25 protein-coding genes are annotated in these 25402 nt (G+C 32.0%); 4 read left to right on the forward strand and 21 right to left on the reverse strand.

Annotation, left to right across the window (positions count from 1 at the left end):
- Positions 1 to 55: 55 nt before the first annotated feature.
- The 10 genes from JK636_RS21695 to JK636_RS21740 all read right to left on the reverse strand — a co-directional run bounded on the left by JK636_RS21695 (position 56) and on the right by JK636_RS21740 (position 9373).
- Positions 56 to 2515 carry a heavy metal translocating P-type ATPase gene (locus JK636_RS21695; protein ID WP_202751070.1) on the reverse strand — a complete coding sequence of 820 codons (2460 nt, stop codon included), beginning with the start codon at positions 2513 to 2515 and terminating at the stop codon, positions 56 to 58.
- 182 nt (positions 2516 to 2697) lie between these two features.
- Positions 2698 to 2964 (reverse strand): metal-sensing transcriptional repressor, encoded by a 267-nt coding sequence (locus JK636_RS21700; RefSeq protein ID WP_202751071.1) that lies wholly within the window; start codon positions 2962 to 2964, stop codon positions 2698 to 2700.
- Positions 2965 to 3094: 130 nt separating this feature from the next.
- Positions 3095 to 3805 carry a hypothetical protein gene (locus JK636_RS21705; RefSeq protein ID WP_202751072.1) on the reverse strand — a complete coding sequence of 237 codons (711 nt, stop codon included), beginning with the start codon at positions 3803 to 3805 and terminating at the stop codon, positions 3095 to 3097.
- 137 nt (positions 3806 to 3942) lie between these two features.
- A complete protein-coding gene (locus JK636_RS21710) occupies positions 3943 to 5043 on the reverse strand; it encodes a C40 family peptidase (RefSeq protein WP_202751073.1) in 1101 nt (366 codons plus the stop codon).
- A gap of 338 nt (positions 5044 to 5381) precedes the next feature.
- On the reverse strand, positions 5382 to 6266 hold the full coding sequence (locus JK636_RS21715) for a LysR family transcriptional regulator (protein WP_202751074.1): 885 nt from the start codon (positions 6264 to 6266) through the stop codon (positions 5382 to 5384).
- A gap of 124 nt (positions 6267 to 6390) precedes the next feature.
- On the reverse strand, positions 6391 to 6768 hold the full coding sequence (locus tag JK636_RS21720; RefSeq protein ID WP_202751075.1) for a carboxymuconolactone decarboxylase family protein: 378 nt from the start codon (positions 6766 to 6768) through the stop codon (positions 6391 to 6393).
- Between the two features lie 154 nt (positions 6769 to 6922).
- Positions 6923 to 7453: a hypothetical protein gene (locus JK636_RS21725; RefSeq protein ID WP_202751076.1), complete on the reverse strand. Its 531-nt coding sequence runs from the start codon at positions 7451 to 7453 to the stop codon at positions 6923 to 6925.
- A 27-nt stretch (positions 7454 to 7480) separates the two neighbouring features.
- The gene (locus JK636_RS21730) at positions 7481 to 7834 is read right to left on the reverse strand and encodes a cytochrome b5 domain-containing protein (protein WP_202751077.1); all 354 of its coding nucleotides are present in this window, start codon (positions 7832 to 7834) and stop codon (positions 7481 to 7483) included.
- 191 nt (positions 7835 to 8025) lie between these two features.
- Complete coding sequence (trxB, locus tag JK636_RS21735) at positions 8026 to 8961, reverse strand: thioredoxin-disulfide reductase (protein WP_202751078.1); 936 nt, start codon at positions 8959 to 8961, stop codon at positions 8026 to 8028.
- Positions 8962 to 9091: 130 nt separating this feature from the next.
- Complete coding sequence (locus JK636_RS21740; protein WP_202751079.1) at positions 9092 to 9373, reverse strand: ArsR/SmtB family transcription factor; 282 nt, start codon at positions 9371 to 9373, stop codon at positions 9092 to 9094.
- Positions 9374 to 9543: 170 nt separating this feature from the next.
- Between JK636_RS21740 and JK636_RS21745 the strand changes: the two genes are divergently transcribed.
- A complete protein-coding gene (locus JK636_RS21745) occupies positions 9544 to 10551 on the forward strand; it encodes a YeiH family protein (RefSeq protein ID WP_202751080.1) in 1008 nt (335 codons plus the stop codon).
- Positions 10552 to 10642: 91 nt separating this feature from the next.
- Here the strand turns inward: JK636_RS21745 and JK636_RS21750 are convergent, their stop codons facing one another.
- On the reverse strand, positions 10643 to 10948 hold the full coding sequence (locus JK636_RS21750) for a cytochrome b5 domain-containing protein (protein ID WP_202751081.1): 306 nt from the start codon (positions 10946 to 10948) through the stop codon (positions 10643 to 10645).
- A 110-nt stretch (positions 10949 to 11058) separates the two neighbouring features.
- Here JK636_RS21750 and JK636_RS21755 point away from each other — a divergent pair, with 110 nt between their 5' ends.
- Positions 11059 to 11577 (forward strand): shikimate kinase, encoded by a 519-nt coding sequence (locus tag JK636_RS21755; protein ID WP_202751082.1) that lies wholly within the window; start codon positions 11059 to 11061, stop codon positions 11575 to 11577.
- On the opposite strand, the gene aroD is transcribed toward JK636_RS21755, so the two are convergent.
- Positions 11562 to 12326, reverse strand: coding sequence for a type I 3-dehydroquinate dehydratase (gene aroD / locus JK636_RS21760; RefSeq protein ID WP_202751083.1), 765 nt, complete (start codon positions 12324 to 12326; stop codon positions 11562 to 11564). The two genes, JK636_RS21755 and aroD, sit on opposite strands and share 16 nt — an antisense overlap.
- Before the next feature lie 279 nt (positions 12327 to 12605).
- Here aroD and JK636_RS21765 point away from each other — a divergent pair, with 279 nt between their 5' ends.
- Complete coding sequence (locus tag JK636_RS21765) at positions 12606 to 15095, forward strand: CoA-disulfide reductase (protein ID WP_202751084.1); 2490 nt, start codon at positions 12606 to 12608, stop codon at positions 15093 to 15095.
- Between the two features lie 122 nt (positions 15096 to 15217).
- Here the strand turns inward: JK636_RS21765 and JK636_RS21770 are convergent, their stop codons facing one another.
- The 3 genes from JK636_RS21770 to JK636_RS21780 are packed head-to-tail and all read right to left on the reverse strand — an operon-like array spanning position 15218 to position 17729.
- Entirely contained in the window at positions 15218 to 15634 is a 417-nt protein-coding gene (locus JK636_RS21770) for an EamA family transporter (protein ID WP_202751085.1), read from the reverse strand.
- A 43-nt stretch (positions 15635 to 15677) separates the two neighbouring features.
- Positions 15678 to 17042: a sensor histidine kinase gene (locus tag JK636_RS21775; RefSeq protein WP_202751086.1), complete on the reverse strand. Its 1365-nt coding sequence runs from the start codon at positions 17040 to 17042 to the stop codon at positions 15678 to 15680.
- Positions 17043 to 17729 (reverse strand): winged helix-turn-helix domain-containing protein, encoded by a 687-nt coding sequence (locus JK636_RS21780; RefSeq protein WP_202751087.1) that lies wholly within the window; start codon positions 17727 to 17729, stop codon positions 17043 to 17045.
- Between the two features lie 287 nt (positions 17730 to 18016).
- On the opposite strand from JK636_RS21780, the gene JK636_RS21785 reads away from it, so the two are divergent.
- Positions 18017 to 18802: a Cof-type HAD-IIB family hydrolase gene (locus tag JK636_RS21785; RefSeq protein ID WP_202751088.1), complete on the forward strand. Its 786-nt coding sequence runs from the start codon at positions 18017 to 18019 to the stop codon at positions 18800 to 18802.
- Positions 18803 to 18947: 145 nt separating this feature from the next.
- Here JK636_RS21785 and JK636_RS21790 read toward each other — a convergent pair whose 3' ends face one another.
- From JK636_RS21790 to JK636_RS21815, 6 genes are all read right to left on the reverse strand, one after another.
- Complete coding sequence (locus JK636_RS21790) at positions 18948 to 20660, reverse strand: methyl-accepting chemotaxis protein (protein ID WP_202751089.1); 1713 nt, start codon at positions 20658 to 20660, stop codon at positions 18948 to 18950.
- Between the two features lie 266 nt (positions 20661 to 20926).
- On the reverse strand, positions 20927 to 21583 hold the full coding sequence (phoU, locus tag JK636_RS21795; protein WP_202751090.1) for a phosphate signaling complex protein PhoU: 657 nt from the start codon (positions 21581 to 21583) through the stop codon (positions 20927 to 20929).
- A 75-nt stretch (positions 21584 to 21658) separates the two neighbouring features.
- The gene (gene pstB / locus JK636_RS21800; RefSeq protein ID WP_202751091.1) at positions 21659 to 22408 is read right to left on the reverse strand and encodes a phosphate ABC transporter ATP-binding protein PstB; all 750 of its coding nucleotides are present in this window, start codon (positions 22406 to 22408) and stop codon (positions 21659 to 21661) included.
- Between the two features lie 11 nt (positions 22409 to 22419).
- The gene (gene pstA, locus JK636_RS21805; RefSeq protein ID WP_202751092.1) at positions 22420 to 23307 is read right to left on the reverse strand and encodes a phosphate ABC transporter permease PstA; all 888 of its coding nucleotides are present in this window, start codon (positions 23305 to 23307) and stop codon (positions 22420 to 22422) included.
- On the reverse strand, positions 23307 to 24209 hold the full coding sequence (gene pstC / locus JK636_RS21810) for a phosphate ABC transporter permease subunit PstC (protein ID WP_202751093.1): 903 nt from the start codon (positions 24207 to 24209) through the stop codon (positions 23307 to 23309). Before pstC ends, pstA begins: the two co-directional genes overlap by 1 nt.
- A 67-nt stretch (positions 24210 to 24276) precedes the next feature.
- Positions 24277 to 25179, reverse strand: a complete 903-nt coding sequence (locus JK636_RS21815) for a phosphate ABC transporter substrate-binding protein (protein WP_202751094.1) — start codon at positions 25177 to 25179, stop codon at positions 24277 to 24279.
- Between the last annotated feature and the right edge of the window lie 223 nt (positions 25180 to 25402).

A 25402-nucleotide genomic window follows, 5' to 3' on the forward strand; every position in this document is an offset into this window, starting at 1 on the left:
TAACTAGATAAGAAGATATATTCTTATCTAGTTATCTTCTTATCTTCTTTTCTAGTTATCTAGCTGGCTTAAAGCCCTTTAATCTTAAAGCATTTAGTAGTACTGATACTGAACTAAAGCTCATAGCAGCAGCTGCTATTATTGGGTTTAATAGCGGTCCGCCAAAAATGTACAGTATTCCCATAGCAACTGGTATACCTAAAGTATTATACCCAAATGCCCAGAATAAGTTTTCCTTAATATTTGTAATAGTCTTCTTGCTTAACTGAATTGCTGTTGGTACATCCATTAAATCGCTTCTCATAAGAACAATGTCAGCTGATTCCATAGCAACGTCTGTACCTGAGCCTATCGCAATACCTATATCTGCTTGTGCAAGAGCTGGAGCATCATTTATACCGTCACCAACCATTGCAACTTTTTTACCTTCTGCCTGAAGTTTTTTGACTTCATTTGCCTTATCCTGAGGAAGAACTTCTGCTAGTATTCTATCTATTCCAACTTGCTTAGCTATTGCTTCAGCAGTTCTCTTGTTGTCTCCAGTAATCATTGCAACTTCTATTCCCATTTTATGAAGCTGTTCAATTGCCTTTTTACTGTTTTCTTTAACTGTATCTGCAACAGCAATAATTCCTGCTATTTTTTCATCTACAGCTATATACATCGGAGTTTTACCTTCACCAGCTAGTTTATGTGAAGTCTCCTCCAAGTTTTCCAGTGAAATATTACTTTCAAGCATAAGCTTTCTGTTTCCAAGTAAAACATCTTTACCATCTATCTTAACTTCTATTCCGTGTCCTGGAATAGCTTTGAAGAAATCTAGTTTCTTAAATTCTAAACCTTTATCTTCAGCTCCCTTTACTATTGCTTCACCAAGCGGATGTTCTGAACCCTTTTCTGCTGATGCAGCAATCTGCAATAACTCGTCTTCTGTTATTCCATTGACAGTTACAACATCTGTAACCTTAGGCTTTCCCTCTGTTATAGTACCAGTTTTATCAAATACTATAGTTTTAATTTTATGAGCTGTTTCAAGTGCTACACCACTTTTTATTAGAACACCATATTCTGCACCTTTTCCTGTACCAACCATTATTGCAGTTGGAGTAGCTAACCCTAACGCGCATGGACATGCAATAACAAGAACTGATATAAATATGGTAAGAGCAAATACTCCTGTCTCGCTTCCAATAAAATACCATCCTAAAGCTGAAAGAAGTGCAATAGACATAACAACAGGAACAAAATAACCTGATATAATGTCAGCCATTTTAGCGATTGGAGCCTTGGAGCCCTGAGCATCCTCTACTAACTTTATAATTTGAGCTAAAGCTGTATCTTTTCCAACTCTAGTAGCTTTGTATTTAATAGCACCATTTTTATTTATGCTTGCTCCTATTATTTTGTCTCCGATAGTTTTTTCTACTGGAATACTTTCTCCTGTCAGCATAGATTCATCAACTGATGTCATTCCTTCAACTACTTCGCCGTCTACAGGCATTTTCTCTCCCGGCTTAACTACTATAATATCTCCAACTTCAACTTCATCAATAGAGATTTCTATTTCTTGATTATCTCTAATAATAATAGCTGTCTTAGGAGCAAGGCCCATAAGCTTTTTAATAGCTTCGGAGGTTTTACCTTTTGTAACAGACTCCAGGTATTTTCCTAAAGTTATGAGAGTTATAATAACCCCAGCCGATTCAAAATATAAATCATAGGCATAATCAATGTTGCCGCTGAATATCTGTACTATAGCAAATATTCCATATAGAAATGCAGCTGAAGTACCTACTGCAATTAAGGAATCCATATTAGGACTTCTTCTTATGAGGGACTTAAAGCCCACTCTAAAGAATCTATTTCCTGCAATCATAACTGGTATGACTAAAGCCAGTTGAACTAGTGAAAATGTCCTAGGGCTCGTCATCGGATCTATAAAGCTTGGAAGACTATACCCAAGCTTTTCTCCAAGCATATGCCCCATGGAAATAGCAAGCAGAGGTATTGTAAATATCATTGAAATAATAAACTTTTTCCATAAAAGCTTTATCTCTTTTTCTTTCTTTTCCTTATCCTCATCTACTGTAACTTCTTCCTCTAAAGCCTTATAGCCTGCTTTTTCTATAACTCTCTTTATATCGGAAATCCTAACCTTAGAAGGCTCATAACTTATACTTAGTTTTTCTGTTGCAAAATTAACGTTAGATTCTATAACACCATCGAGTTTTTTAGTAACTCTTTCAACGGTTTTGGCACATGCTGCACAGGTCATGCCTTCAATTTTTAAGGTATTGCTGCTTGCTTCAACAACCGCCTTATAGCCTGCTTTTTCAATAGCTGCCTGTATATCAGGTATGCCTACTTCTGTCTCATCAAAATTTATATTAAGTTTTTCAGTTGCAAAGTTGACACTTGCCTCAGAAACTCCCTGCAGCTTCTTAGAAGCTCTTTCTACAGCCTTTGCACAAGCTGCGCAGGTCATTCCTTCTATTTTTAATGACTTAGTTGCCATTTAATTTCCTCCTTTTAGTCGGAAGCACTGAGCAATTAAAGATTACTCGCTTCCGCTCACTAATTGCTCGTTAAAGTCCATTTAGGACTTTAACCTCCTTTTAGTCGGAAGCACTGAGCAATTTAAGACTCTCGCTCCGCTCGAAAATTACTCGTTAAAGGTCATTTAGACCTTTAACCTCCTCACCTATCTGTCATTTTTGATAAAATATCTATAACCTCATCAATTTTTTCGTCTGCATTGTCATGCTTAAATGCATCCTTTACACAATGATGTATATGCTGCTTTAAAATCAGTAAATTTGCTTTTTTAAGTAGAGCCTGAGCTGCAATAATCTGATTAGAAACATCAACACAGTATCTTCCTTCTTCAATCATTTTTATAATGCCTTCAATTTGTCCCTTTGAAGTTTTTAATGACTGAAGTGCTTTTTTTTGTTCCTCGTTCATAATAACCCTCCTAATCACCCACCCGGGGTGGGTGGGGTATATTTATACTATAGTATATTTATAAACATTTTGCAAGAGTATTATAAATAAATTTACCCTCCCCATCCGAGGAGGGACTTAATTATATAAATCATTTGCTTATTTTGTATGATTTAACTATTTGATCTGGGTTTTCTCCCATATCATCTTTACCAGCTTGCTTAAATATCCAGCCTGTTCCTTCAAGCTTATTTATATCTAATCCTGCTTTTATTAGGGGCTCTGCCTTAAGTATAAATGTCATATCTGCATCATTTAACCCCAATTTCTCAGTCCATTGCACCTCATTACCATCCCCAATAATTAATCTATAGTGCTGCTCAGACTCATGATACTTTATTAAACTCGGATCAGCCTTTAATATTCTTCTGAAAGCATCCTCTGAGCCGGTAGATTTAACTTTTTTATCACTAACATTATAAGGTTTAACCAGCCTATTTGGTGAATCCTGTCCCTCTTCCTTTGCTGCCGGACTATATAACCACTCATTTTTGTCAAGTTTATTAACGTCAAGTCCTGCCTTTACTAAAGGATCAGCAAGCATTACCATTGCAAAATCCGCCTTGTTTGCAGACATGTCTTTTGTCCACTCAAACTTTTCTCCTGTAGGCAGCTTGAATCCCCAATGTTGAAGTGCATTATGAAAGCCTCTATTTTGTGGATAAGCCTTTACAATTTCATTAAAAGCTTTAAGTCCGTTATCCGACTCCTTACTACCAGTTACTGTTCTGCTGCAGCCTGCTAACGACAGTACTATTATGGAAGAAACAATTAAGGCTGTTGTTTTTTTAGTTTTATTCATATAGTTATGTCCTCCTTTGACTTTATGCCCACTTGAGCATTCTATTTATTTACAAATACATAATAATTAAATTTTATGAAGAATATATGAAGATTTGATTATTTCATAAAAAAAGAGACAGCATAGCTGTCTCTTTTTTACATAACTCTTCTAGCAATAATATAATCTGCTCTATTATATGAAGAAATTTTTATAACATCACCTGTTCTTGGTGAATGTATATACATGCCGTTTCCTATATATATTCCCATGTGAGTTGGACTTCCTCCTCTTCCGTAGAAAACTAAATCTCCTGGTTGAAGTTCATCTCTTGAAACAGAATAACCATTTTTTATTTGATCATAAGTAGTTCTTCCTAGAGAAATCCCAAAGTGCCTGTACACATATTGAGTGAACCCTGAACAGTCAAAACCTGATGGTGATGTTCCGCCCCACAAATATGGCGTTCCTAGGAAATTAGAAGCATAAGCTACTACTGCATTGCTGGATGCCGGCACGGCTCCTCTAGAAGGAGTATATTTGGGAGTAGCTTGCCTTATAGCTTCAATTTGTTTTAAAGTTTCATTTAATTGCGCCTGCGATTCATTTACTGCAGATGCATATAAATTTTCTTGTTTTTTTGCTTCGTCAATTAATTTACTTTGTTGATCTTTGCTTGCTTTTAGTTTGTCCATCTTTTTAACATTTTCATCATTTAGTGCTAACAATTTAGTATTCTGATCATTTAAACTTTTTTTCTTATTATTTAATTCTTCCTGCTTTGATCTAATATTTGAAGTTATTTTTTCATCTAATTCCACAATGCTTCTTAAGGTTTCCACTCTTGAAAGAAAATCATTAAAACCTTTTGACTCAAGTATTATGTTTAGATATCCATCAATACCATTTATGTAAATTGCACGTATTCTCTTATTAAATAAGTCTTGTTCTGCCTTTATATCTTGTTCTGATTTTTTCAATTCACTTTCAGAATTTTTTATTTCTTCCTGCGTTTTGTTAATTTGTTTCTTATTCTCTTGAATCTGGTTCATAGTATCTTCAATCTGATTGTCCAAATTCTCTATATTCTGTTCTATATCAAATCTTTTATCTTGCGCATTTTTAAGTCTGTTTTTATCCTCTTGAAGTTGCTGTTTCTGACTTTTCAGTTGTTCAGATGCTGGTGCTGCTGATACTGGACTACTAATTACCGCCATTAATGTAAAAACTAATACAAAAACTCCTGCTCTCTTTTTCATCACCTTATCTCCTTACAATTTTTTCAAAATAGTTTTAGTTTGATTTATTGCCTCGCTTAGTTGTGGATTATATCAATAAAATATGAAGAACATATGAAGATTGTCTAGCAATAAATTTTTCTTTCAGTTTGCATCTTCTTCATAATTTCTACACAATTCGATATTATAATACAAATATAGTCAACTAGTCAAATTATCAAACATCCCTCATATTGATTAGTTGGTAATTATTATTTATGGGTTAAAACCCAAATTTAAATTTATCCTTATATAAAAAGAAGTCTGTTCCCCTAAACAGACTTCTTTTGCTGTACTTTTTCAAGTATAAAACTACAATTTTATGCATTCATATAACAAAATTTAATAAACTCATTGATAAATTTCTCATTGCTCCCCTTAAGATAAATAAAGTTGAACTCTCTGTATATTTGCATTCCTTCAATTGGAACTATCTTTATACCACCTTGCTTAAGCTCTCTTTTTATTGTTTCTTTTGAAATTATAGTATACCCTAAGTTCTCTTCTACTAGAGATTTTATTGCAGAGATACTTCCAAGTTCCATATATGGATTAAAACTATTTATATCATATCCTAATTCTTTCAGCATATTTTCAAATATTTCTCTTGTACCAGAACCTTTTTCCCTTATTATCAATTCACCTTTTAATATTTCTTCGATAGAAACCTTATCCTTTTTGGCAAATTCATGTTTATCTGAAACAGCAAGTACCATTTCATCGTCTTTAAATTTCTTATAACTAAACTTATTTCTATCAAAATTACCTTCAACTAAAGCTAAATCAAGTTTTCTATTCAATAATTTACTTATTATTTCCTCAGTATTATTCACTTGAAGAAGCATATCTGTATTAGGATGTTCTCTTTTATATTCTGCTAAAATATAAGGTAATACATACCCTCCTACTGTCATTGAAGCTCCAACTTTATATGACTTATGTATGCCGCTTTTATTTCTTATTTCGGTTTCTAAGTTTCTATATAGAATCTCCAATTCCTTAGCATATTTATATAAAATTAATCCTTCTTCTGTTAAATCAATTTCCTTTCCCGTCTTTTTAATTAAACCTACTCCATAATACTCTTCTAGATATTTTATATGCTGAGATACAGCTGGCTGAGTTAAATTTAATATTTCTGCTGCCTTGGTAAAGCTCTTAATCCTTGCAACAGTAATAAATGTTATTAATCTTACATCAAGCAAAATATCAACTCCTGAAATACAACTTTTCAAGTATTATATTATCATAATAATAATGCTAAATCAGCAAAAAACCGCAGACTAAAACTTTCTTAGTTCTGCGGCTCTTTATTAGAAATGCTATAAATTAATGTGGTTTTATTATTGTTCCGTTATTAAAATGATTCATTGAACCTACAAGATCAATTACAGATATTATCTCAACTATCTGCTTGTCAGTAAAACCAGCGTCTTTTAACTGCTTAGTATACATAGTTATGCACATCTCACAGTTATTCATTACAGACACTGAAAAAGCTATTGCAAGTTTTGTTTTCTTATCGATTTCTTCAGATTCCATTACAGTTTTCATCTTTTCTAATACTATTTTCATATACTCAGGATGATTAGCCATTGCCTGAAAAGTTAACGGTATTTCTTCTCCAAACATGTGCTTGATTTGTTCAAACATAGATTTTACTTCGCCTTCAGCTTCTTTTTCAGTAATCATTTTTATTGTTGCCATAAAAATCCTCCTAGACGTCAAAATTTAATTTGAATTATTAAGCTAACTATAGCTTGCTTAAGTTTAAGAATTATATCCTCTAATAGTTTTCGCAAAATAAAAACAAGCACTAAATTGATGCTTGTTTTTAAATTTCAATTTATTAATTATGTTATTATGTCAGAAGGTGAATAATCATAGTTAATATAAAAATTATCCCTGTAATCATGTGAAACTTTACACCTATTTTTTTATACCTAAAGATTCCTGATAAAATTTGAACTGCTAAAACTCCTAAAGCCAAAAGTCCAGATATATAACGCAGGTTAAAAAATAATCCTCTTGATATCATAATATATGCATGAAGCAGTATTATGCCAAAAGCTATAATAGATATTGGAACATGCCATTCTCTCGTGATTCTGGCTAGAACTAAAAGCTTTTGTTTAATTTCCTTTGAACTTATTCTTTTAACAACTCTTCTTATCACATACATAGATATTGAAAAGCCAAACCCATAAGCTGCTATCTCACCTATTGATCCACCCATCTTTCTCAGTGCTCTAGTGCTTATAAAACCTGATTGATTTCCAGTATGTGTAATAAGATAAATTAAAATTCCTGCGAATAATGCAAATATCCCCAGGGAATAAATCACTCTTATCCTTTCTTTTTTATTGCTAATCAAATGTTTATTATTGTTCATTATACCCTCCTTATACAATATTATAAATTATTTAAGTTTTCCAACTATAGTCAAGCCATTAAGGACATCTTTTCCATGTGGAGATTTATTTATAGCATCTGACAAGTCATTTCCTGCTGTTACTCCACCTTCATGTTTTCCGTTTCTCCAGCCTTTAGCATGGGTTACATCATAAACTACTCCATCTACTGCGACATAAGCCGGATTTCCATTTTGACCATTATATTTCTTCAATTCATCTAATGTAAATTCTTTGTTTGATGAAGCTTCTGTGCTAATATTGCTTTCTGAAACTGGCTTATTTTCAACGGCTGTTTTGTTAGAACAACCTCCAAGAATTATTAACGCGCCTAATATACAAGCTATAAAAACTTTTTTCATATTACCCTCCTATAGATAACATTTATCCATTAATATACTTTATCGATAATTTAAGTTTAAATAGCTTATATGTAAATTAGGAGGCAATTTTATGAATTTTATATGAACTAAAACAAAGTTATATTTTGTAAACTATTAAAGTATATAAAAAAAATCGCCTATTATGAAATAATTTCATAGGCGATCTTTTATTATATTCTCTTTTCTGCGATATATTTTTCTGCCGTTAAGGCTGCTATCGTACCATCGGCCACAGCAGTTGTTATTTGTCTAAATTGCTTTTCTCGAACATCTCCTGCAGCAAATACTCCTTTTATATTTGTCTTCATGTTTTCATCTGTAATAACATATGCCTGTGGTGTAAGTTTTATAAAATCCTTGAATTTTTCTGTTTTAGGCTCAGTTCCAATATATCCAAATACTGCGCTGAGTTCTATCTGTTTTTCCTCTGATGTTTTTGTATTTTTTATAAAGGCTTTATTTACAAATTGATCACCATCAACATTTATTAAATCCCAGTTATACATAACTTCAATTTTAGGATGATTTAAAACCTCATCAATAGTTGCTTTTTCACCTTTAAAATAATCATATCTCCTGATTAATATAACTTTTGAAGCAAACTTAGTTAAAAACAGTGCTTCTTCTAGAGCTGAATTTCCTCCACCTACAACTCCAACTACACTTCCCTCATACATAGCTCCATCACAGACAGCACAATAGTGAACTCCTCTGCTTGAGAACTTTTCTTCATTAGGAACAGGAAGTTTTTTAGGTGTTGCACCTGTTGAAATTATAACAGCTTTAGGCTTATATATAAACTTCTTGGTTTCAATAATTTTTTCGTCATCTTTAAGAACAACATTAAGTATTTTACTAAAGCTCTCTATCTTAGCTCCTAATTCCTTCGCTTGTTCTGACATTACATCTGAAAGTTCCCCGCCAGGTATGGTCTTGAATCCTGGATAATTTTCTATAGTATAGCTATTTCTAACCTGCCCTCCCAAAAGTTCACTTTCAAGTAGGGTCATGTTCATTTTAGCTCTTGCTGCATATATCGCTGCTGTAAGACCTGCCGGTCCTCCTCCTATAATCAGCAAATCTAATTCTTTAGTTTCTTTGTCCATTTTCATACACTCCTCGAGTTTGTAAATATAACTATATGTTTAGCAATATTCCTTTATTTATTAATAAAATTATTGTTTATGAGTTCTATAACAGCAGCCTTTAAATATAATGATATATTCAATTTATATTTTAATTACAGTAATTCGACTTTAAAGCTTCAATAATATTTATTATACGTTTGTCCTTAATGAAATAAGTAATATTAAGACCACTTTTATTAGAATCTAATATTCTATTCATTTTAAGTACAGCAAGATGCTGAGATAATGCAGGTTGAGTAACATGACTTAGTCTTTCATGAAGCTCACCAACAGTCATAGGTTTTTCAATTAAGTGACATACTATTGCCAGTCTATTTTCATTTGAAATCACCTTTAGCAGTTCTGAGATTTCTTTTAATTTCTCTAACATAAATTACCTTCCTTTAACAATATATAAGAGTTTAATTATGTACTTATACTACTTCTATGTATTTCTTATGTCAATAAGAATTCCTTATATCTTGATAAGAATAACTAATTTGTAAATCACCTCGCTTTATACTATTATTAATTTGTACTTTAAAGAAGGAGGTAATTCAAATGAATTGGATTAAACAAAATTTATCAGGAGTTTTATTTGCTTTTATAATAGCACTCCTAGCAAATTGGCTAGGTTCAATATTCCCAATTATAGGCGGAGCAGTATTCGGAATAATTATAGGTATTATTATTAATAACTTTATAGGAAAGCCTAAAGCAGTAGAAAAAGGTGTTACCTTTACCTCAAAAAAGATACTTCAATGGGCCATAATAGTTTTAGGGGCAGGTTTGAGTCTTACACAGGTATGGAAGACTGGCTTAACTTCCTTTTCAGTTATGATATTTACTTTATCAGCTGCATTTATAAGTGCTTACGGTTTTGGTAAGCTTTTAGGTATTTCAAGTAATTTAAAAACATTAATCGGTGTAGGTACTGCTATTTGCGGTGGTTCTGCTATTGCTGCTGTATCACCAATTATAGAAGCTGATGACATGGAAATTGCATACTCTGTTTCTACTATATTTTTATTCAATGTTATTGCTGTATTAATATTCCCGCCTTTAGGACATCTATTAGGTTTTTCTGATAAAGCTTTTGGACTTTGGGCAGGTACAGCCATTAATGATACTTCTTCGGTTGTAGCAGCAGGTTATGCTTACAGCAATGCTGCAGGTGCCTATGCAACAATAGTTAAGCTTACTAGAACTACAATGATTATTCCTATATCTTTAGTATTTTCATTTATAACTGCCTATAAAAAGAAAAAAGAGTCCATGGAAAATTCAAAAGTAAACTACAGTTTTAAAAAAATATTTCCTTGGTTTATTGTTTGGTTTTTAGTGGCATCTCTTTTAAATACACTAGGCATTTTTAGCGGCAATAGTATTCATTATATCAATATTGTTGGTAAATTCATGATAGTTATGGCTCTTACTGCAATCGGATTAAACTCAGATTTTAAGAAAATGCTTAAAACAGGAGCAAAACCTATGTTCTTAGGGGTTATTGTATGGTTTACTGTTGCTGTCGTAAGTATTATTGTTCAGCGTATTACTGGACAAATTTAGCTATAATTATAATTTAAAATTAAGATCTAAAATAATTTACACCAACATAAAAATGGCAGCTAAAAAATAAGCTGCCATTTTTATGTTACCGCTATCTCCATCTTTCAGTTTTTAATATTCCCACCTTTGGCAATGAACTAAGAATTTGAGTTGAGCTATGACATCCTTTGAACTGCTGTGTTAAATCTTTTCCGGCAATGAGTCCAAAATGTGATCCTCCTCCCCATGCTGGCTGAACACTTACATCATAAACTATGCCTTCCACTGCCACATAAGCTGGTTTTCCGCCACTGCCATCGAAGTTCTTCAGTTCGTCCAGAGTAAGTTGTTTTTGTTCCCTATAATACTTGTCTCCTAACAGTTCTTTGATTGTTTCAATATCAAGATATATAGACATGTATACCTCACAATTATTTATATCTATAAAATATATGAATTTTGTATTTATAATATTATGTTATAATTATGCTTATAATATAGACTTTAATGTTATAAGTGAGGCTGTATATGAAGAATTTTAAAACTATAAATAAGAATATTACTCTTATTGGAATGCCTGGCTCTGGAAAAACCAGCATAGGCAGAGAAATAGCTAAAATACTTTCTCTTCCCTTCTATGATATTGATGAGTATATTGAGAACAAAGAAAAAGAAACAGTAAGCACAATCTTTCTAAAAGGAGAAGATTATTTTAGAAAATTGGAAAGTGAAGCTATAGAAGCTGTGAGTAAAAATTGCCCTTCAATAATTTCAACAGGCGGAGGCTCAGTAAAAGTCTCATCAAATATGGAAGTTTTAAAAAGAAACTCAGTTATACTTTTTATTAATAGACCGCTTGAAAATATAATAAATGATATAGATATATCCGGAAGACCTCTTTTAGCAGATGGAACTTCAAGATTATATAAGCTTTATGAAGAAAGATATCATCTATACAAAAAGTACAGTGATATAGAAATTTTAAATGATCAAGATTTTAATATGACTGTTAATAAAATAATAGAACTGCTTCACATACTACTATGAAGCAGTTCTATTATTTCCCGTAGAGTTTCCACTTGAACCTGACCTGGAGCAGAGCTATTATTCGTCGCTCCAAAAGTAACTGCAGATCCGAAAAGTTCTCCAGATAGTCTGCTTATTACACCTTTTCCAGACATAGATATTGCAATTATTGGAGCATCAATATATTTTTCTTTTGCAATTCTTGATGCATCTATAAGTGTAATTACGTCTTCTGCAGTGTTTGGCATTACTGCAATTTTAGGAATATCCGCTCCAAGTTTATAAGCTTTAATCAGTCTGTTAATAATTTCTTCTTTGGATGGCGTTTTATAAAAGTCATGATTTGAAACTATAACAAATATATTATTTTTATGTGCCTCATCAATTAACTTCTTAACATCTTTTTCATCATTGAACAGCTCAATATCAACAATATCAATTAACTTTGTTTCAATAACTTCTCTATTTATTTCCATATAGTATTTAGTGTCAATATCTTTTTTACCGCCCTCTTTAGAGGTTCGCAAAGTAAAAATTAATGGTTTATCACCTAATACTTTACTTATCTCTATTAAAGCTTCTTTAACTTTATCTCTTTTCAAAGAATCATTAAAGAAATCAACACGCCATTCTACAATATCTATCCTTTGCTCTTTTAAAAACTCAGCTTCCACAATTAAATCTGATATGGTTTCACTTACCATTGAAACACAAATCTTAGGCATGCCTTCACCAATTACTGTATTTTTAACATTAACTATCTTACTCATTTGCTTCATCCTTTATTTATTCAAAAGATATGTTATATAGTCTTAGAATATCTTTTGTTTTGATTAAGTTCAAGCATTATTTATTAAGCTGAGTATTTATATTTCTCATACATTTCTCTAAATAGCTTAAGATGAAGTTCTTCATCAAGAATTATTCTAAACTGGTATATTAATAACAAAATTTATAAAAGCTAATAAAAAAGGTTGACACTTAAATTAGTATATCATAATATATGAATATAGTAATTTATTTTTGACGAAGATTCAAGGAGGATTTGTATGAGCAAAAAGGTTTTAATAGTTGGTGGAGTTGCAGGAGGTGCCTCTGCTGCGGCTAGACTTAGAAGATTGGATGAAAATGCAGAGATTATTATGTTTGAAAGAGATGAATATATATCTTTTGCAAACTGTGGTCTTCCTTATTACATTGGAGAAACTATAAAAGATAGAACTAAGCTTCTTGTTCAAACGCCTGAAGCTATGAAAGCTAGATTTAATATAGATGTAAGAAACAACAGTGAAGTTACTAATATAGATACAATAAATAAAAAAGTTACTGTTAAAAGCAAAACAAAGGGTGCTTATGAAGAAAGCTATGATTACTTAATATTGTCCCCTGGAGCTAAGGCACTAAGACCTAATATCCCAGGAATAAACAGCGATAAGATATTTACACTTAGAAATATTCCAGATACTGATGCAATAAAGGGATATGTGGACAAAAAAGGCATAGATAGTGCTGTTGTTATAGGCGGCGGGTACGTTGGAGTTGAAATGGCTGAAAACTTAAGAGAAAGAGGATTAAGTGTAACTCTTGTTGAAGCGGCTCCTCACGTTCTTGCTCCTTTTGATTCTGACATGGTAGTTATGGCTGAAAAGGAGCTAGTTGAAAATGGAGTAAATCTAATACTAAATGATGGAGTAAAAGCTTTCAATGAGATTAATAATCAGATTGAAGTTACCTTAAACAGCGATACTAAATTAAATGCAGACATTATTATACTAGCTATTGGTGTTGCTCCAGATACAAGCTTTTTAAAAGACAGCGGTTTGGATTTTGGTCCAAGAGGTCATATTGTAGTTAATGAAAAAATGGAGACTAATATTGATGGAATTTATGCTGTAGGTGATGCTGTTGAAGTTATAGATTTTGTTACTAAACAAAAAACCGCAATTCCTCTGGCAGGGCCTGCCAACAAGCAGGGAAGAATAGCTGCTGACAATGTTGCAGGTTTAAATTCAACCTATAAAGGAACACAAGGCACTTCAGTAATTAAAATTTTCGGTTTAACTGCCGCAGGTACTGGAGCTAATGAAAGAACTCTTCAAAGATCTAATATTCCTTATAAGGTAATATATGTACATCCTGTTTCTCATGCTTCTTACTATCCTGGAGCTATGCCTATGTCACTTAAACTTATTTTTAATGAAGAAGGCAAAATTTTAGGTGCACAAGCAATAGGCTATGATGGAGTAGATAAAAGGATAGATGTTATAGCAACTGTTATAAGACTTAATGGTACTGTTGATGATTTAACTGAATTGGAATTGTCCTATGCTCCTCCATTTTCTTCAGCTAAAGATCCTGTTAACATGGCTGGCTTTGTTGCTCAAAATGTATTAGCCGGAAGAACTCATGTATTGACTTGGAAGGATATCGAGGAGTACAGTAGTGAAGACTATATTCTTGTAGATGTTCGTACTGGAGAAGAATTTAATAACGGTCATATTGAGGGAGCTATAAATATTCCAGTAGACGACTTAAGAGAAAGACTTGGAGAACTAGATAAGAATAAGACTATAGTTGAATACTGCCAGGTAGGGTTAAGAGGATATATTGCAGACAGAATATTAAGTCAGCACGGCTTTAAAGTATTAAATGTTACTGGTGGATATAAAACCACTTCAACACTTAATTATAATCCAGCTAAGATTAGTTCTAAAAACATAAACAAAAGTACTTCTAACTACGCTGCATTTACCATTGACCCTGATACTCAAGCAGTAAAAAAAGATAAATTTTCAAATGGTGAATATGATAAAGAGCTGGATGCCTGCGGGCTTTGCTGCCCTGGACCTTTAATGCAAGTAAAGGCATCTATGGATGATTTAAAGGATGATCAAATACTAAAAGTTTGTGCCTCTGACCCTGGTTTTTATGAAGATATTAAAGCCTGGTGCAAAAGGACTAATAATGAGCTTGTAGATATATCTAAAAATGGCGGAAATATTACTGCCTTTATCAAAAAAAACACCAGCAGCGAAGCTGTGAATAAAAACATGTCAGCCTTTTCAGCAAAGGATAATAAAACAATGGTTGTATTTAGCGGCGATTTAGATAAGGCAATTGCTTCCTTTATTATCGCTAATGGAGCAGCTTCCATGGGTAAAAAAGTAACCATGTTCTTTACCTTCTGGGGACTTAATATTTTAAGAAAACATGAAAAGATTAGTGTCCAAAAGGGATTAATGGATAAGATGTTTGGTATGATGATGCCTAGAGGCAGCAAAAGACTTAAGCTTTCAAACATGAATATGATGGGCATGGGCGGCAAGATGATCAGAAAGGTTATGAAAGATAAAAATATTTCTTCCCTTGAAGATTTAATCCAATCAGCTATTGACAGTGGAATTGAAATTGTTGCCTGTCAAATGTCAATGGATGTTATGGGACTTAAAAAGGAAGAACTTATAGATGGAGTAAAAATCGGTGGAGTTGGCTATTATTTAGGCGAAGCTGAAGATTCTAATGTTAACTTATTTATATAAATAAATTCTCTGCTAAATTATTATAAAATAAGGCAGTATCAGTAGATTATTCAAATCAATTGATACTGCCTTTTCTCTAAGACACCTTGTCAATATATAAACTTAGGTGTTTACAGCATAACTTATTTCCATATCATAACAAAAGTACCTGCAGTAATTAATAATCCGGCAATTAAAGTCTTAGCAGTAAATTTCTCTCCCAATATGATAAATGATAATATTAAGGTAAGAACAATACTTGACTTGTCAATAGGTGCAACCTGAGATACTTTTCCTATTGCTATAGCTTTATAATAAAATACCCAGGATAATCCTGTAGCAAGTCCTGATAAGATTAGAAATACCCAGCTTTTCCTGCTTAAACTTGTAATACCGCTTTGAGCTCCAGTTGCAAAAACAATAGACCAAGCTAATATAATGATTACTACTGTGCGTATTGCTGTTGCCAAATTAGAATCTACACCCTTTATTCCAATTTTCGCAAGAATTGAAGTTAATGCAGCAAATACTGCCGATAGTATTGCATACAATTTCCACATATTTATGCACTCCTCCCATATATACTCTTATCTATTATGTCAATTACTTCTGAAATGTAACAATTACTTTTGTCCCTTCTCCTAAACTGCTTTGAACTTCTATGCCTGCACTATGAAGGTTTATTATGTTTCTGACAATTGTTAAACCAATACCGCTGCCTTCTGTTTTATGTCTGCTTATGTCTCCTCTATAAAGCCTCTCATATATAAAAGGCAAGTCCCTTTCTTCTATCCCTATTCCATTATCAATTATTTCTGCCATGACTCTATTTTCTTTTTCATATATAGCTACTGTAACTTTTCCGCCTTCTCCAGTAAATTTTATAGCGTTTGATATCAAATTGATAAATACCTGCTTTAGCTTATCCTTGTCCCCAGTAATATAATAATGTTTATTATTCTGTAAATCACATATTAAATCAATTTTTTTGTTTTCAGCCTCCATATAAAAATCGCTGCATACACCTTTTATGAGATCATCCAAAGCTATTTTTTCAAAATTCAGCTTTTCTGATTCTGCTTCAAACTGCTTTAAAACATTTAAATTATCTAAAAGTCTGCTGAACCTTATAACTTCTTCATTAAGACCATTTAATCTTTCTGTTGTTACAGGAAATATACCATCAATCATAGCTTCCAAATTATTTTGTAGTATGTTTAAAGGCGTTCTTATTTCGTGAGATATATCAGCAACCAACCTTTTCCTAAGCATATCCTGCTGTTTTAATTTTCCAGCCAATATATTAACATTTCTTCTAAGACTTTCAAGTTCTTCTATGTTGCTTCTTGTTTTTAATTTTGTATCAAAATCACCTTTTGAAAGTTTAGAATACATATTTGCAACTTCTTTTATAGGCATAGAAAACTGCTTAGAAAAATAAAGGCTTATAGCAATTACAATAATTAAAGTTGTAAGACCGCTGGCAATTATACTTTTGTTTATAGAAGTTTTAAAATTAACATCCTCTTCAGACATTAATACCGAAGAATATTGTCCTATATTAACATATCCAACAACCTTATTATCTGTAACTATTTCAAAAGTTTTTGTAGAATACACTCCCTTATCATTGGTAATCATAGTTTTAAAATGAAGACTGTTTCTAATGTCATTCGGATCCATTCCCCAAATAACTTTTTTATCGCTGTCTAACAAGGATAAACAGTAATTTCCCATGTATGCTTCATGCATTAATTCTGCACCAGAGGTTTCTATCCACTTCCCATCTCTTTTGTAAACCTCTTGGAAATAGGAAACAATCCTTTCATACCTTTTATCTTGAATATCCTTCATATATAAATCAAATTTGTTATTTATAGTTAAGTTTACGAACAAAGTTATAATAAAAATAGCTGAAATAGAGCAAATAACAAATAATATACTTAATCTTTTTCTAATAGTCTGCATCTATTTTTCACCACCAAATTTATAACCTACTTTTGTAACAGTTATAATATATTTAGGATTTTTAGTATCCTCTTCAATTTTTTTTCGTATATTTTTAATATGCACATCTATTGTTCTGTCAAATCCTTCAAAGTCTTCTCCAAACACCTTGTTTATAAGCTGTTCTCTTGTTAGGACTCTGCCTTTGTTTACTATAAGGAAATACAGTATATCAAACTCATTTGGTGTAAAAGGTACTTCTTCTCCTTCCACCTTAACAATTCTTCCTTCATAGTCTACCTCTAGATTTCCATCACTAAATATAAAAGTATCTTTTTTACTCAGAGATCCTAATCTTCTAAACAGAGCATTAACTCTTGCTGTCAGTTCCCTAGGGCTAAAAGGCTTCACTAAATACTCATCAGCACCAATATTTAGTCCTTCTATTCTATCCTCCAAAGCCCCTTTAGCAGTCAGCATAAATATATGTACATCAGATTTTTTTCTTAATACACTGCAGACTGCTTCTCCTGTTATGTCAGGCAGCATCAAATCTAAAATTACAAGACTAATATCATTAGAATTAAATATATCTATTCCTTTTAACCCGCTTACGGATGAATAAACTGTATAGCCTTCTTTTTGAAGATAGGCCGTTAAAACCTCTGAAACCTTTTCTTCATCCTCTATTATTAAAATACTGTTCACTATTCTTCTCTCCTTATACTTTTTATCTATCATTAAAAATTAGATTCATTATAGCACTTTCTTTTAAAGATATTATAAAGATTTTGTAATATCGCTAAAGTTATGAATAACATAAATTTGATTATAAACTTCTTTATATTATGATATCATATTAATAACATACCAACTCATAGTTTCAATTGGCAAATCATTATTTAAGCGAGCAAAAATCCTTATGTTTTTGAAGATTTCTGATAAGCCTAAATGCCTGATTTACTTTGAAATCTATATAGGAAAGGACGTTATTAATGATTAAACTTATTGCAAGCGACATGGATGGAACTCTATTAGATGATAAAGATAACCTTCCTAAAGAATTTTTCCAAATTGCCAAAAGGTTAAAAGAAAAAAATATAATTTTTGCTGCTGCCAGCGGAAGACAATACTTCAATCTCTTAAATAAGTTTTTCCAAATTAAAGATGACATTTTATTTATAGCTGAAAACGGCAGCTATATTGTTTATAAAAATGAGGAACAATATTCAAGCACTCTAGATAAAAAAATAATCGAGTCACTTTTAAACGTAGCAAGACAAATTGAAGGCTGTGAGATAATTCTCTGTGGAAAAAAATCTGCTTATGTTGAAAAAGATTATTCAAAATTTATATCTGAAGTTGAGCGCTATTATCTTAAATATGAAATAGTAGAAAGCTTAGATGATGTTGAAGATGATATATTAAAATTTACTATATGCGATTTTATAGATGCCGCTGAAAACTCAAACAATATAATTACCTCTCTATTTGGAGATGATCTTCAAATTTCAGTTTCGGGTAAAATATGGCTTGATATAATAAATAAAGATATTAATAAAGGAGTTGCTATTAAGTTTCTACAGCAAAAATTTAATATAGGACCTGAAGAAACCATGGTTTTTGGAGATTATTTTAATGATATACAAATGTTAGATTCAGCCTATTATAGCTATGCTATGGAAAATGCACCAGAAGAGGTTAAAAATCATGCTAGATTTATCACAAAAAGTAATACTGATAACGGAGTTCTTGAAGTTATAAAGAAAAAAATACTTTAGGAAACAGATAGATTCTGTTTCCTAAAATATTTTTATTAATTTAGATAATACCTTAGAGTGATATATAATATAACTTATTATTTATTAATACAAAAGTTATCATACCTAGAGTTGTTCCAGAATCAAAAAAGTTTCTTAGTATTTGCTATAAATCGAATATGGAAACTGATTTTGTTAATTTATCAACCATATTGCCTTGCTCTTGTATAGAACTGACTATTTGTTGAATAGAAGCAGTCTGTTCTTCAGCAGAGGTATGTACAATCTTAGTTATACTGGAAGCTTCTTCAGTAATGTCACTAATATGATTGATTGCTATAACTACCTGCTCCTCTACCTGTTTAACTTTGTTTAAATTATCTTTTAGCATTACTACTTCTCCAATTAATATATCTGTCGAAGTCTTAATCTCATTAAATGCAGTTTCTGTTTTTTGCATAGAACTTTCAGAAAGATGAGTAAGTTTTTTACTTTCTTCCATGTTTTCTTGTGTTTTTAATATAATGTCAATTGTTTGTTCTACCAATACATTTATAGTTTCTGTTGCTGTTTTTGACTGCTCTGCTAATTTTCTTACTTCATCTGCAACTACTGTAAAACCTAATCCTGATTCACCAGCTCTTGCAGCTTCAATTGAAGCGTTTAAGGCTAACAAATTTGTTTTGTCTGCTATAGATTTTATAGTATTAGTTATATCTTTTATTGAATTTGAGCTATGAAATAGCTTGTCTATACCTTCAGCTACCATCATTGTATGTTCTACATTATTATTGATTTTAGCCCTTAAATCTTCTAAGGATCTTAACCCTGATTCATTGCTTTTCTTCATTAAGTCTGTATTAGTTACTGTATTTTTAACTTGTTTTTTCATTTCACTAATTTTTTCTATTAATATATTTATAATATTTTCACATTCCTTAATTTCTTTTGTCTGTTCCTCTGCTCCTAAAGATACATTTGACACTGAGCTTGATATTTCATCGCTAGCTAAACCAAGCTGCTCCGAAGTAGAAGAAATGCTATTTGATGTTACATTAAGAGTTTCAATCATATTAGTTATATTAATCAATAAGCTTCTTATATTTTTTATTGTTAGGTTAACACTGTCTGCTATATCTCTTATTTCATCGTTTGTTTTTACACTGCATTCTATGTTTAAGTTTCCTTCTCCTAGAAGTTTTACACTGTCTGAAACCTCTCTAATACTGTTAATAAGTTTATTTATAAATAATTGAATAAATAATGTACCGATTAATATAAATACAATAGTAGTGGCCCCTATTATTATATTAACCTTGAATATAACCTTTTTAGTACTGCTTTGATCAACTCCGGTAAACCACATACCAACTTTTTTTCCACTTCCATCACTTATAGGTATAAATTTTGCTTTGTATTGATTATTATCAATAGTTATGTCTGTAACGTATTCTTTTCCCTGATCCAAAACTTGCTTTTTTACTGTATCTGATATTTTTATATCTGAAATTCTGCTTCCCTTTTTATCCTTAATACTAGAAGATACACTTTCAATCCCATTAAAAATTACAGAAGCAGTACCCGTTTCTTTAGAAATTTTATCTACAATAATAGTATCAGTTTCAAGAGGTATATCACCTCTATAAAGTTTTTCATTCATTAATACAAAATCACCATTAAACGCCTGATTTAGAAAGGATATTCCTGTTTTTGAAGCAACATTTAACTGTTGTATTTGATTGTCATCAGCCAGTTTCCTTACCTGCATGTTTGCAACTAAAAAAATTGTAATACTAAAAATACATAATAAAGATATGTACGCTATCATTAACTTTCCTTTAATTTTAAGTGTCAATTTCTTCTTAGTAAATAACTTCATATGTTTATACACTCCTTCATAGAACTTATTAGTAAAGTAATCCGTACAAAAGAAGTGTAACACTCTTATTTTTTCTTCATGCTAAGTTCCAGTTATATTTAGGTTAAGATTCCAACAGATTAATAAAATGCAAAATGAACTGCTCTTACAATACAGTGCTTTGTAAAAACAGTTCATTTACAACTAATTATAAACATATTCAGTTATATACTCTTACTTAGCACTTCTAACTAATGATGCTAAATATAAACTATCTATTAAAAATATTATTCATTTAAGTCAACATGCTCTCCAGTTACAAGATAAATAGTCCATTCGCATATATTAGTTGTATGATCTGCAGCTCTTTCAAGAAACTTGCATATAAATAAAAATTGAGTTGCTTGATTTATAGTAGATGGATCTTTCATCATAATTTGGAGCAATTCTTTGAAAACTTGTTTATATAAAGCATCAATTTGATCATCCATTTTACAGGTTGCATAAGCTTTTTCCACATTACCTTCAACATAAGCATCAAGTGCCTGTTTTATCATTTCCTTCACTATTTCAGCCATTCTTGGTATATCTACAAGCTGCTTAATATATTTTTCGCCTTTAAGCCTTTTTGTAATCTTTGCTATATCCACAGCATAGTCTGCCATTCTCTCAAGGTCTGTTACTAACTTTATAGTAGTAAATATATTTCTTAAATCCTGAGCTAAAGGCTGCTGTGTAGCAATTAATTTTATACATTTACTTTCTATTTCCTTTTGGAAATCATCGACTATATCATCATTTTTTATTATTTTTTCTGCTAGATCGCAATTTTGATTAACTAGAGCATCTATGCATTGATATATCTGTTTTTCTACAACACTTCCCATTCTCAAAATATCATTATGCAGCTCATGCAAGTTTGTATCAAAGGAGTTTCTAGTCATTAACCGCTCACCTCTTTATTATTCATTGATATGTTATATATTATATTGATTTTGTAAACAATTGCAATATATCTGTTAGCCAAATCTTCCTGTTATATAATCTTCTGTTCTTTTATCTCTAGGTTTGTAGAAAATATCTTCCGTTTTATTAAATTCTACAACTTCACCTGTCAGGAAAAATGCTGTATGATCAGATATTCTTCCTGCCTGCTGCATGTTATGAGTTACTATAACAACAGTGTACTTCTTCTTTAGTTCATCCATAAGCTCTTCAACTTTTCCTGTAGAAATTGGATCAAGTGCTGAGGTTGGTTCATCCATTAAAAGTACATTTGGCTCTACAGCAAGAACCCTTGCAATACATAATCTTTGCTGTTGGCCTCCTGAAAGTCCCAATGCACTCTTTTTAAGCCTATCCTTTACTTCTTCCCAAAGGGCAGCTCCTTTTAAGCTTCTTTCTACTATTTCATCCAGCTTTCCTTTGTTAGTTATACCATGTATTCTTGGTCCATAAGCAATGTTATCATATATAGACATAGGGAATGGATTTGGTCTTTGAAACACCATCCCTATTTTTTTTCTAAGTTCAATGACATCATAATCAGTATATATATTTTTTCCTTCGTAGATAACTTCTCCTTCAATTCTTACACTGTCAATTAAATCATTCATTCTGTTCAAGGTTCTCAAAAAAGTAGATTTGCCGCAGCCTGAAGGTCCTATAAGTGCTGTAACAGCATTTTCACTTATATCAAGATTTATATTTTTTAGTGCATGTGTATTTCCGTAATATAAATTAAGATTTTTTGTTTCAATTATGTTCATCTGACTTCCCCCTATTTCGTTCCTGTATATGAGTTATATATCCATTTACCTAATAGTCTAGCTAATACATTAAATAATAATACCATTATTACAAGTACAGCAGCTGCTCCACCCGCAATTTTCGCTGCATCCGGAACCATACCTTCCGAATTGAGTTTCCATATATAAACAGCTAGGGTTTCCGATGGCCTAAAAAGGCTGAATGGTGAAGTTTTATTAGTTAAACTTACGTTAGAAAAATTAAGTTTTGAAGCACTCATTCCTGCCGTATATAAAAGTGCTGCAGCTTCCCCAAATATTCTTCCTGCCGCAAGTATTATTCCAGTCAATATTTGAGGAATTGCTGATGGAAGAATTACTTTTTTAATAGTCTGCCATTGTGTAGCTCCAAGCCCAAGGCTGGCCTCTTTAACACCCTTTGACGCTGACCTAATTGCATTTTCACTTACTCTTGTCAGTGAAGGAAGATTTAATATAGCTATTGCCAGAGCTCCTGAAAGAACAGTGTATCCCCATCCTGTTAGCTGTACAAAAACTAAAAGTCCAAATAATCCTACAACAATAGATGGAAGTGATGCCATAGTCTCTATACTAAGTCTAATTATATTTAAAAGCTTACCTTCTTTAGCATATTCTGCTAAATATATGCCTGCACCTAATCCTAAGGGTATTGTTATAAGCATTGCTATAATTAATAAGTAGAAGGAATTAAAAAGCTGACGTCCTATTCCTCCGCCTGCTTCTGCAAACTTTGGTTCTCCAAATAAGAAGTTTGGATTTAAGGAAAATCTTCCATTATAAATAATATACCCAACAAACATCACTAGCAGCAGTATTACAAGTGAAGATATAATATATAAAATTATTGTAGCAATTTTATCTTTTATTTTTGCATTCATTATACCTCACCTCTTCTTCCTATTCTTCTTATTATTATAATAAATATAAATGAAATAACTAAGAGCAGTAATGCCATTGCCCATAAAGCATCATTCCAAGCAGTTCCAGCTGGTGTATTAGCCATATCCATTGTAAGTATGCTAGTTAATGTTGAAGTTGTACCAGTTAAACCTTTTACAAAGCTTATAGAGTTTCCTATAACCATTTGAACCGCTAAAGCTTCTCCAAAGGCTCTGGCAATTCCAAGCACTACACCTGTTAAAATTCCACTTTTCGAAGCAGGTATTATCACTCTGCTTATAGTCTGCCATCTGGTAGCTCCAAGCCCATATGAGGCTTCTATATAGTCTTTTGGAATTGTTCTTATTGCATCTGAAGATATACTGGTTATAGTAGGAAGTATCATAATACTAAGTACAAGTATTCCCGCCAGCAAGCTGAAGCCAAGTCCGCCGAAGCTTCCTTTTATGAACGGCACTAATACTGTTATACCTACCCACCCGTAAACAACAGATGGTATTCCAACAAATATTTCCATAGCTGGCTGCATAACCTTTTCTCCAAGTTTAGGAGAAATTTGATTCATAAAGATTGCTAAGGCTATTCCTATAGGAGCACTAATAATAACTGAACCAATAGAAACAAAAACTGAACCAAGCATAAAAATTAGTGTTCCAAATTGAGGACCGCCTTTTTCAGCTGTAAGGTCCGGCTTCCAATTCCCTGAAAGCAAAAATTTGCCTATAGAATATTTATCTTTGATAAAAATATTTAAACCTTTTGAAGCAACAAAGAATATTATTGCCAACGTAAGTACAATTATGAACAGTCCGCATATAGTTGCGAAAGTTCGTCCCAAATATTCATTTTTAATTCTTTTTACTAAACTTTTTTTCTCCATAATCCCTACCTCAATATTTATTTAATACGGACAGAAAGACTGGTGCATTTGCAGCCAGTCAGGGGAACTATCTTGAAACCTTCATATCTGATACTGGTATATAATTTAATTTATCTACTAATGGCTTAGCATTGCTGCTCACCATATAATCTAAGAAAGCTTTTGCAACTTCTTTTGGTTCACCTTTAGTATACATATGTTCATATGACCAAATTGGATATTTTCCGCTTGTTATACTGTCCTTATTAGCTTCTACATTATCAAGCTTTAATACCTTTATATCTTTTCTAACGTCAGCAGTTAAATATGATAGTGCTAAATATCCTATAGCTCCGTCAGTAGCTTGTATTGCATTCTTTACTGCACCACTTGAGTCTTCTTGAAGTGCAGTACCTTCTGCTTCATCTTTTCCATCTAAAGCATATTTTTTAAAAGTAGCTCTTGTTCCGGATGACTTTGGCCTGTTTATAAGCTGTATCTTAACATCGTCTCCGCCAACTTCCTTCCAGTTTGTAACTTGTCCTGTGAATATTTTTATTAAATCAGCCTTGCTTAAATTATCAATTTTTATTTTGTTGTTTACTACAACTGCAAAACCTACAACAGCAACTTTATGATCAACTAAAGTTTTTGCTTCTTCTGGCTTTAATTTTTCTTCTGCAAATATATCAGAGTTTCCTATGTCCACATTACCTTGTAAAACCTGAGTAAGCCCTGTTCCGCTTCCCCCTCCTTGTATGTTAACAGTAGCTCCTGGGTTTGCATCAGTAAATATTTTTGATACCTGCTCAGCAAGAGGTTGAAGAGCTGTTGACCCTGATGCAGTTATGCTTCCTGATAATTCTTTATTAGATGGTGACTGAGATGAATTTCCACTTTGATCCGCCTTATTTCCACAGCCTGCAAATGTACCAGCTACTACAGCTATTGCTAGTCCTGCAACTACAGTTCTAAACTTTCTTGATTTCATTTATTAAAACCTCCATTCATTATCTTCAATTAGTTTCTACATTTTCTATTTTAACTATTCAACATTAAGTCAATATTATCTCAATGTTAATTAAACTTAACATAGTTTAAGTTTAATGTTAAAATAGGTTTATCGAATATGGGATTCCCCATGTCACAAGCAAAGTTATAGGCTTTCTGATTATGTGTATACTCTATGCTGTCATATTGAATTCTGCAAGAAA

Origin of the sequence: Clostridium rhizosphaerae, assembly GCF_016765585.1 — a bacterium.
Lineage (GTDB): Bacteria > Bacillota > Clostridia > Clostridiales > Clostridiaceae > Clostridium_AT > Clostridium_AT rhizosphaerae.

Bases quoted from the DNA above. Each gene is read 5' to 3' on its own strand.
- JK636_RS21695 (WP_202751070.1), bottom strand. From the start codon at position 2,515: ATGGCAACTAAGTCATTAAAAATAGAAGGAATGACCTGCGCAGCTTGT.
- JK636_RS21700 (WP_202751071.1), bottom strand. From the start codon at position 2,964: ATGAACGAGGAACAAAAAAAAGCACTTCAGTCATTAAAAACTTCAAAG.
- JK636_RS21705 (WP_202751072.1), bottom strand. From the start codon at position 3,805: ATGAATAAAACTAAAAAAACAACAGCCTTAATTGTTTCTTCCATAATA.
- JK636_RS21710 (WP_202751073.1), bottom strand. From the start codon at position 5,043: ATGAAAAAGAGAGCAGGAGTTTTTGTATTAGTTTTTACATTAATGGCG.
- JK636_RS21720 (WP_202751075.1), bottom strand. From the start codon at position 6,768: ATGGCAACAATAAAAATGATTACTGAAAAAGAAGCTGAAGGCGAAGTA.
- JK636_RS21725 (WP_202751076.1), bottom strand. From the start codon at position 7,453: ATGAACAATAATAAACATTTGATTAGCAATAAAAAAGAAAGGATAAGA.
- JK636_RS21730 (WP_202751077.1), bottom strand. From the start codon at position 7,834: ATGAAAAAAGTTTTTATAGCTTGTATATTAGGCGCGTTAATAATTCTT.
- trxB (WP_202751078.1), bottom strand. From the start codon at position 8,961: ATGGACAAAGAAACTAAAGAATTAGATTTGCTGATTATAGGAGGAGGA.
- JK636_RS21740 (WP_202751079.1), bottom strand. From the start codon at position 9,373: ATGTTAGAGAAATTAAAAGAAATCTCAGAACTGCTAAAGGTGATTTCA.
- JK636_RS21745 (WP_202751080.1), top strand. From the start codon at position 9,544: ATGAATTGGATTAAACAAAATTTATCAGGAGTTTTATTTGCTTTTATA.
- JK636_RS21750 (WP_202751081.1), bottom strand. From the start codon at position 10,948: ATGTCTATATATCTTGATATTGAAACAATCAAAGAACTGTTAGGAGAC.
- JK636_RS21755 (WP_202751082.1), top strand. From the start codon at position 11,059: ATGAAGAATTTTAAAACTATAAATAAGAATATTACTCTTATTGGAATG.
- aroD (WP_202751083.1), bottom strand. From the start codon at position 12,326: ATGAGTAAGATAGTTAATGTTAAAAATACAGTAATTGGTGAAGGCATG.
- JK636_RS21765 (WP_202751084.1), top strand. From the start codon at position 12,606: ATGAGCAAAAAGGTTTTAATAGTTGGTGGAGTTGCAGGAGGTGCCTCT.
- JK636_RS21770 (WP_202751085.1), bottom strand. From the start codon at position 15,634: ATGTGGAAATTGTATGCAATACTATCGGCAGTATTTGCTGCATTAACT.
- JK636_RS21775 (WP_202751086.1), bottom strand. From the start codon at position 17,042: ATGCAGACTATTAGAAAAAGATTAAGTATATTATTTGTTATTTGCTCT.
- JK636_RS21785 (WP_202751088.1), top strand. From the start codon at position 18,017: ATGATTAAACTTATTGCAAGCGACATGGATGGAACTCTATTAGATGAT.
- JK636_RS21790 (WP_202751089.1), bottom strand. From the start codon at position 20,660: ATGAAGTTATTTACTAAGAAGAAATTGACACTTAAAATTAAAGGAAAG.
- phoU (WP_202751090.1), bottom strand. From the start codon at position 21,583: ATGACTAGAAACTCCTTTGATACAAACTTGCATGAGCTGCATAATGAT.
- pstB (WP_202751091.1), bottom strand. From the start codon at position 22,408: ATGAACATAATTGAAACAAAAAATCTTAATTTATATTACGGAAATACA.
- pstA (WP_202751092.1), bottom strand. From the start codon at position 23,307: ATGAATGCAAAAATAAAAGATAAAATTGCTACAATAATTTTATATATT.
- pstC (WP_202751093.1), bottom strand. From the start codon at position 24,209: ATGGAGAAAAAAAGTTTAGTAAAAAGAATTAAAAATGAATATTTGGGA.
- JK636_RS21815 (WP_202751094.1), bottom strand. From the start codon at position 25,179: ATGAAATCAAGAAAGTTTAGAACTGTAGTTGCAGGACTAGCAATAGCT.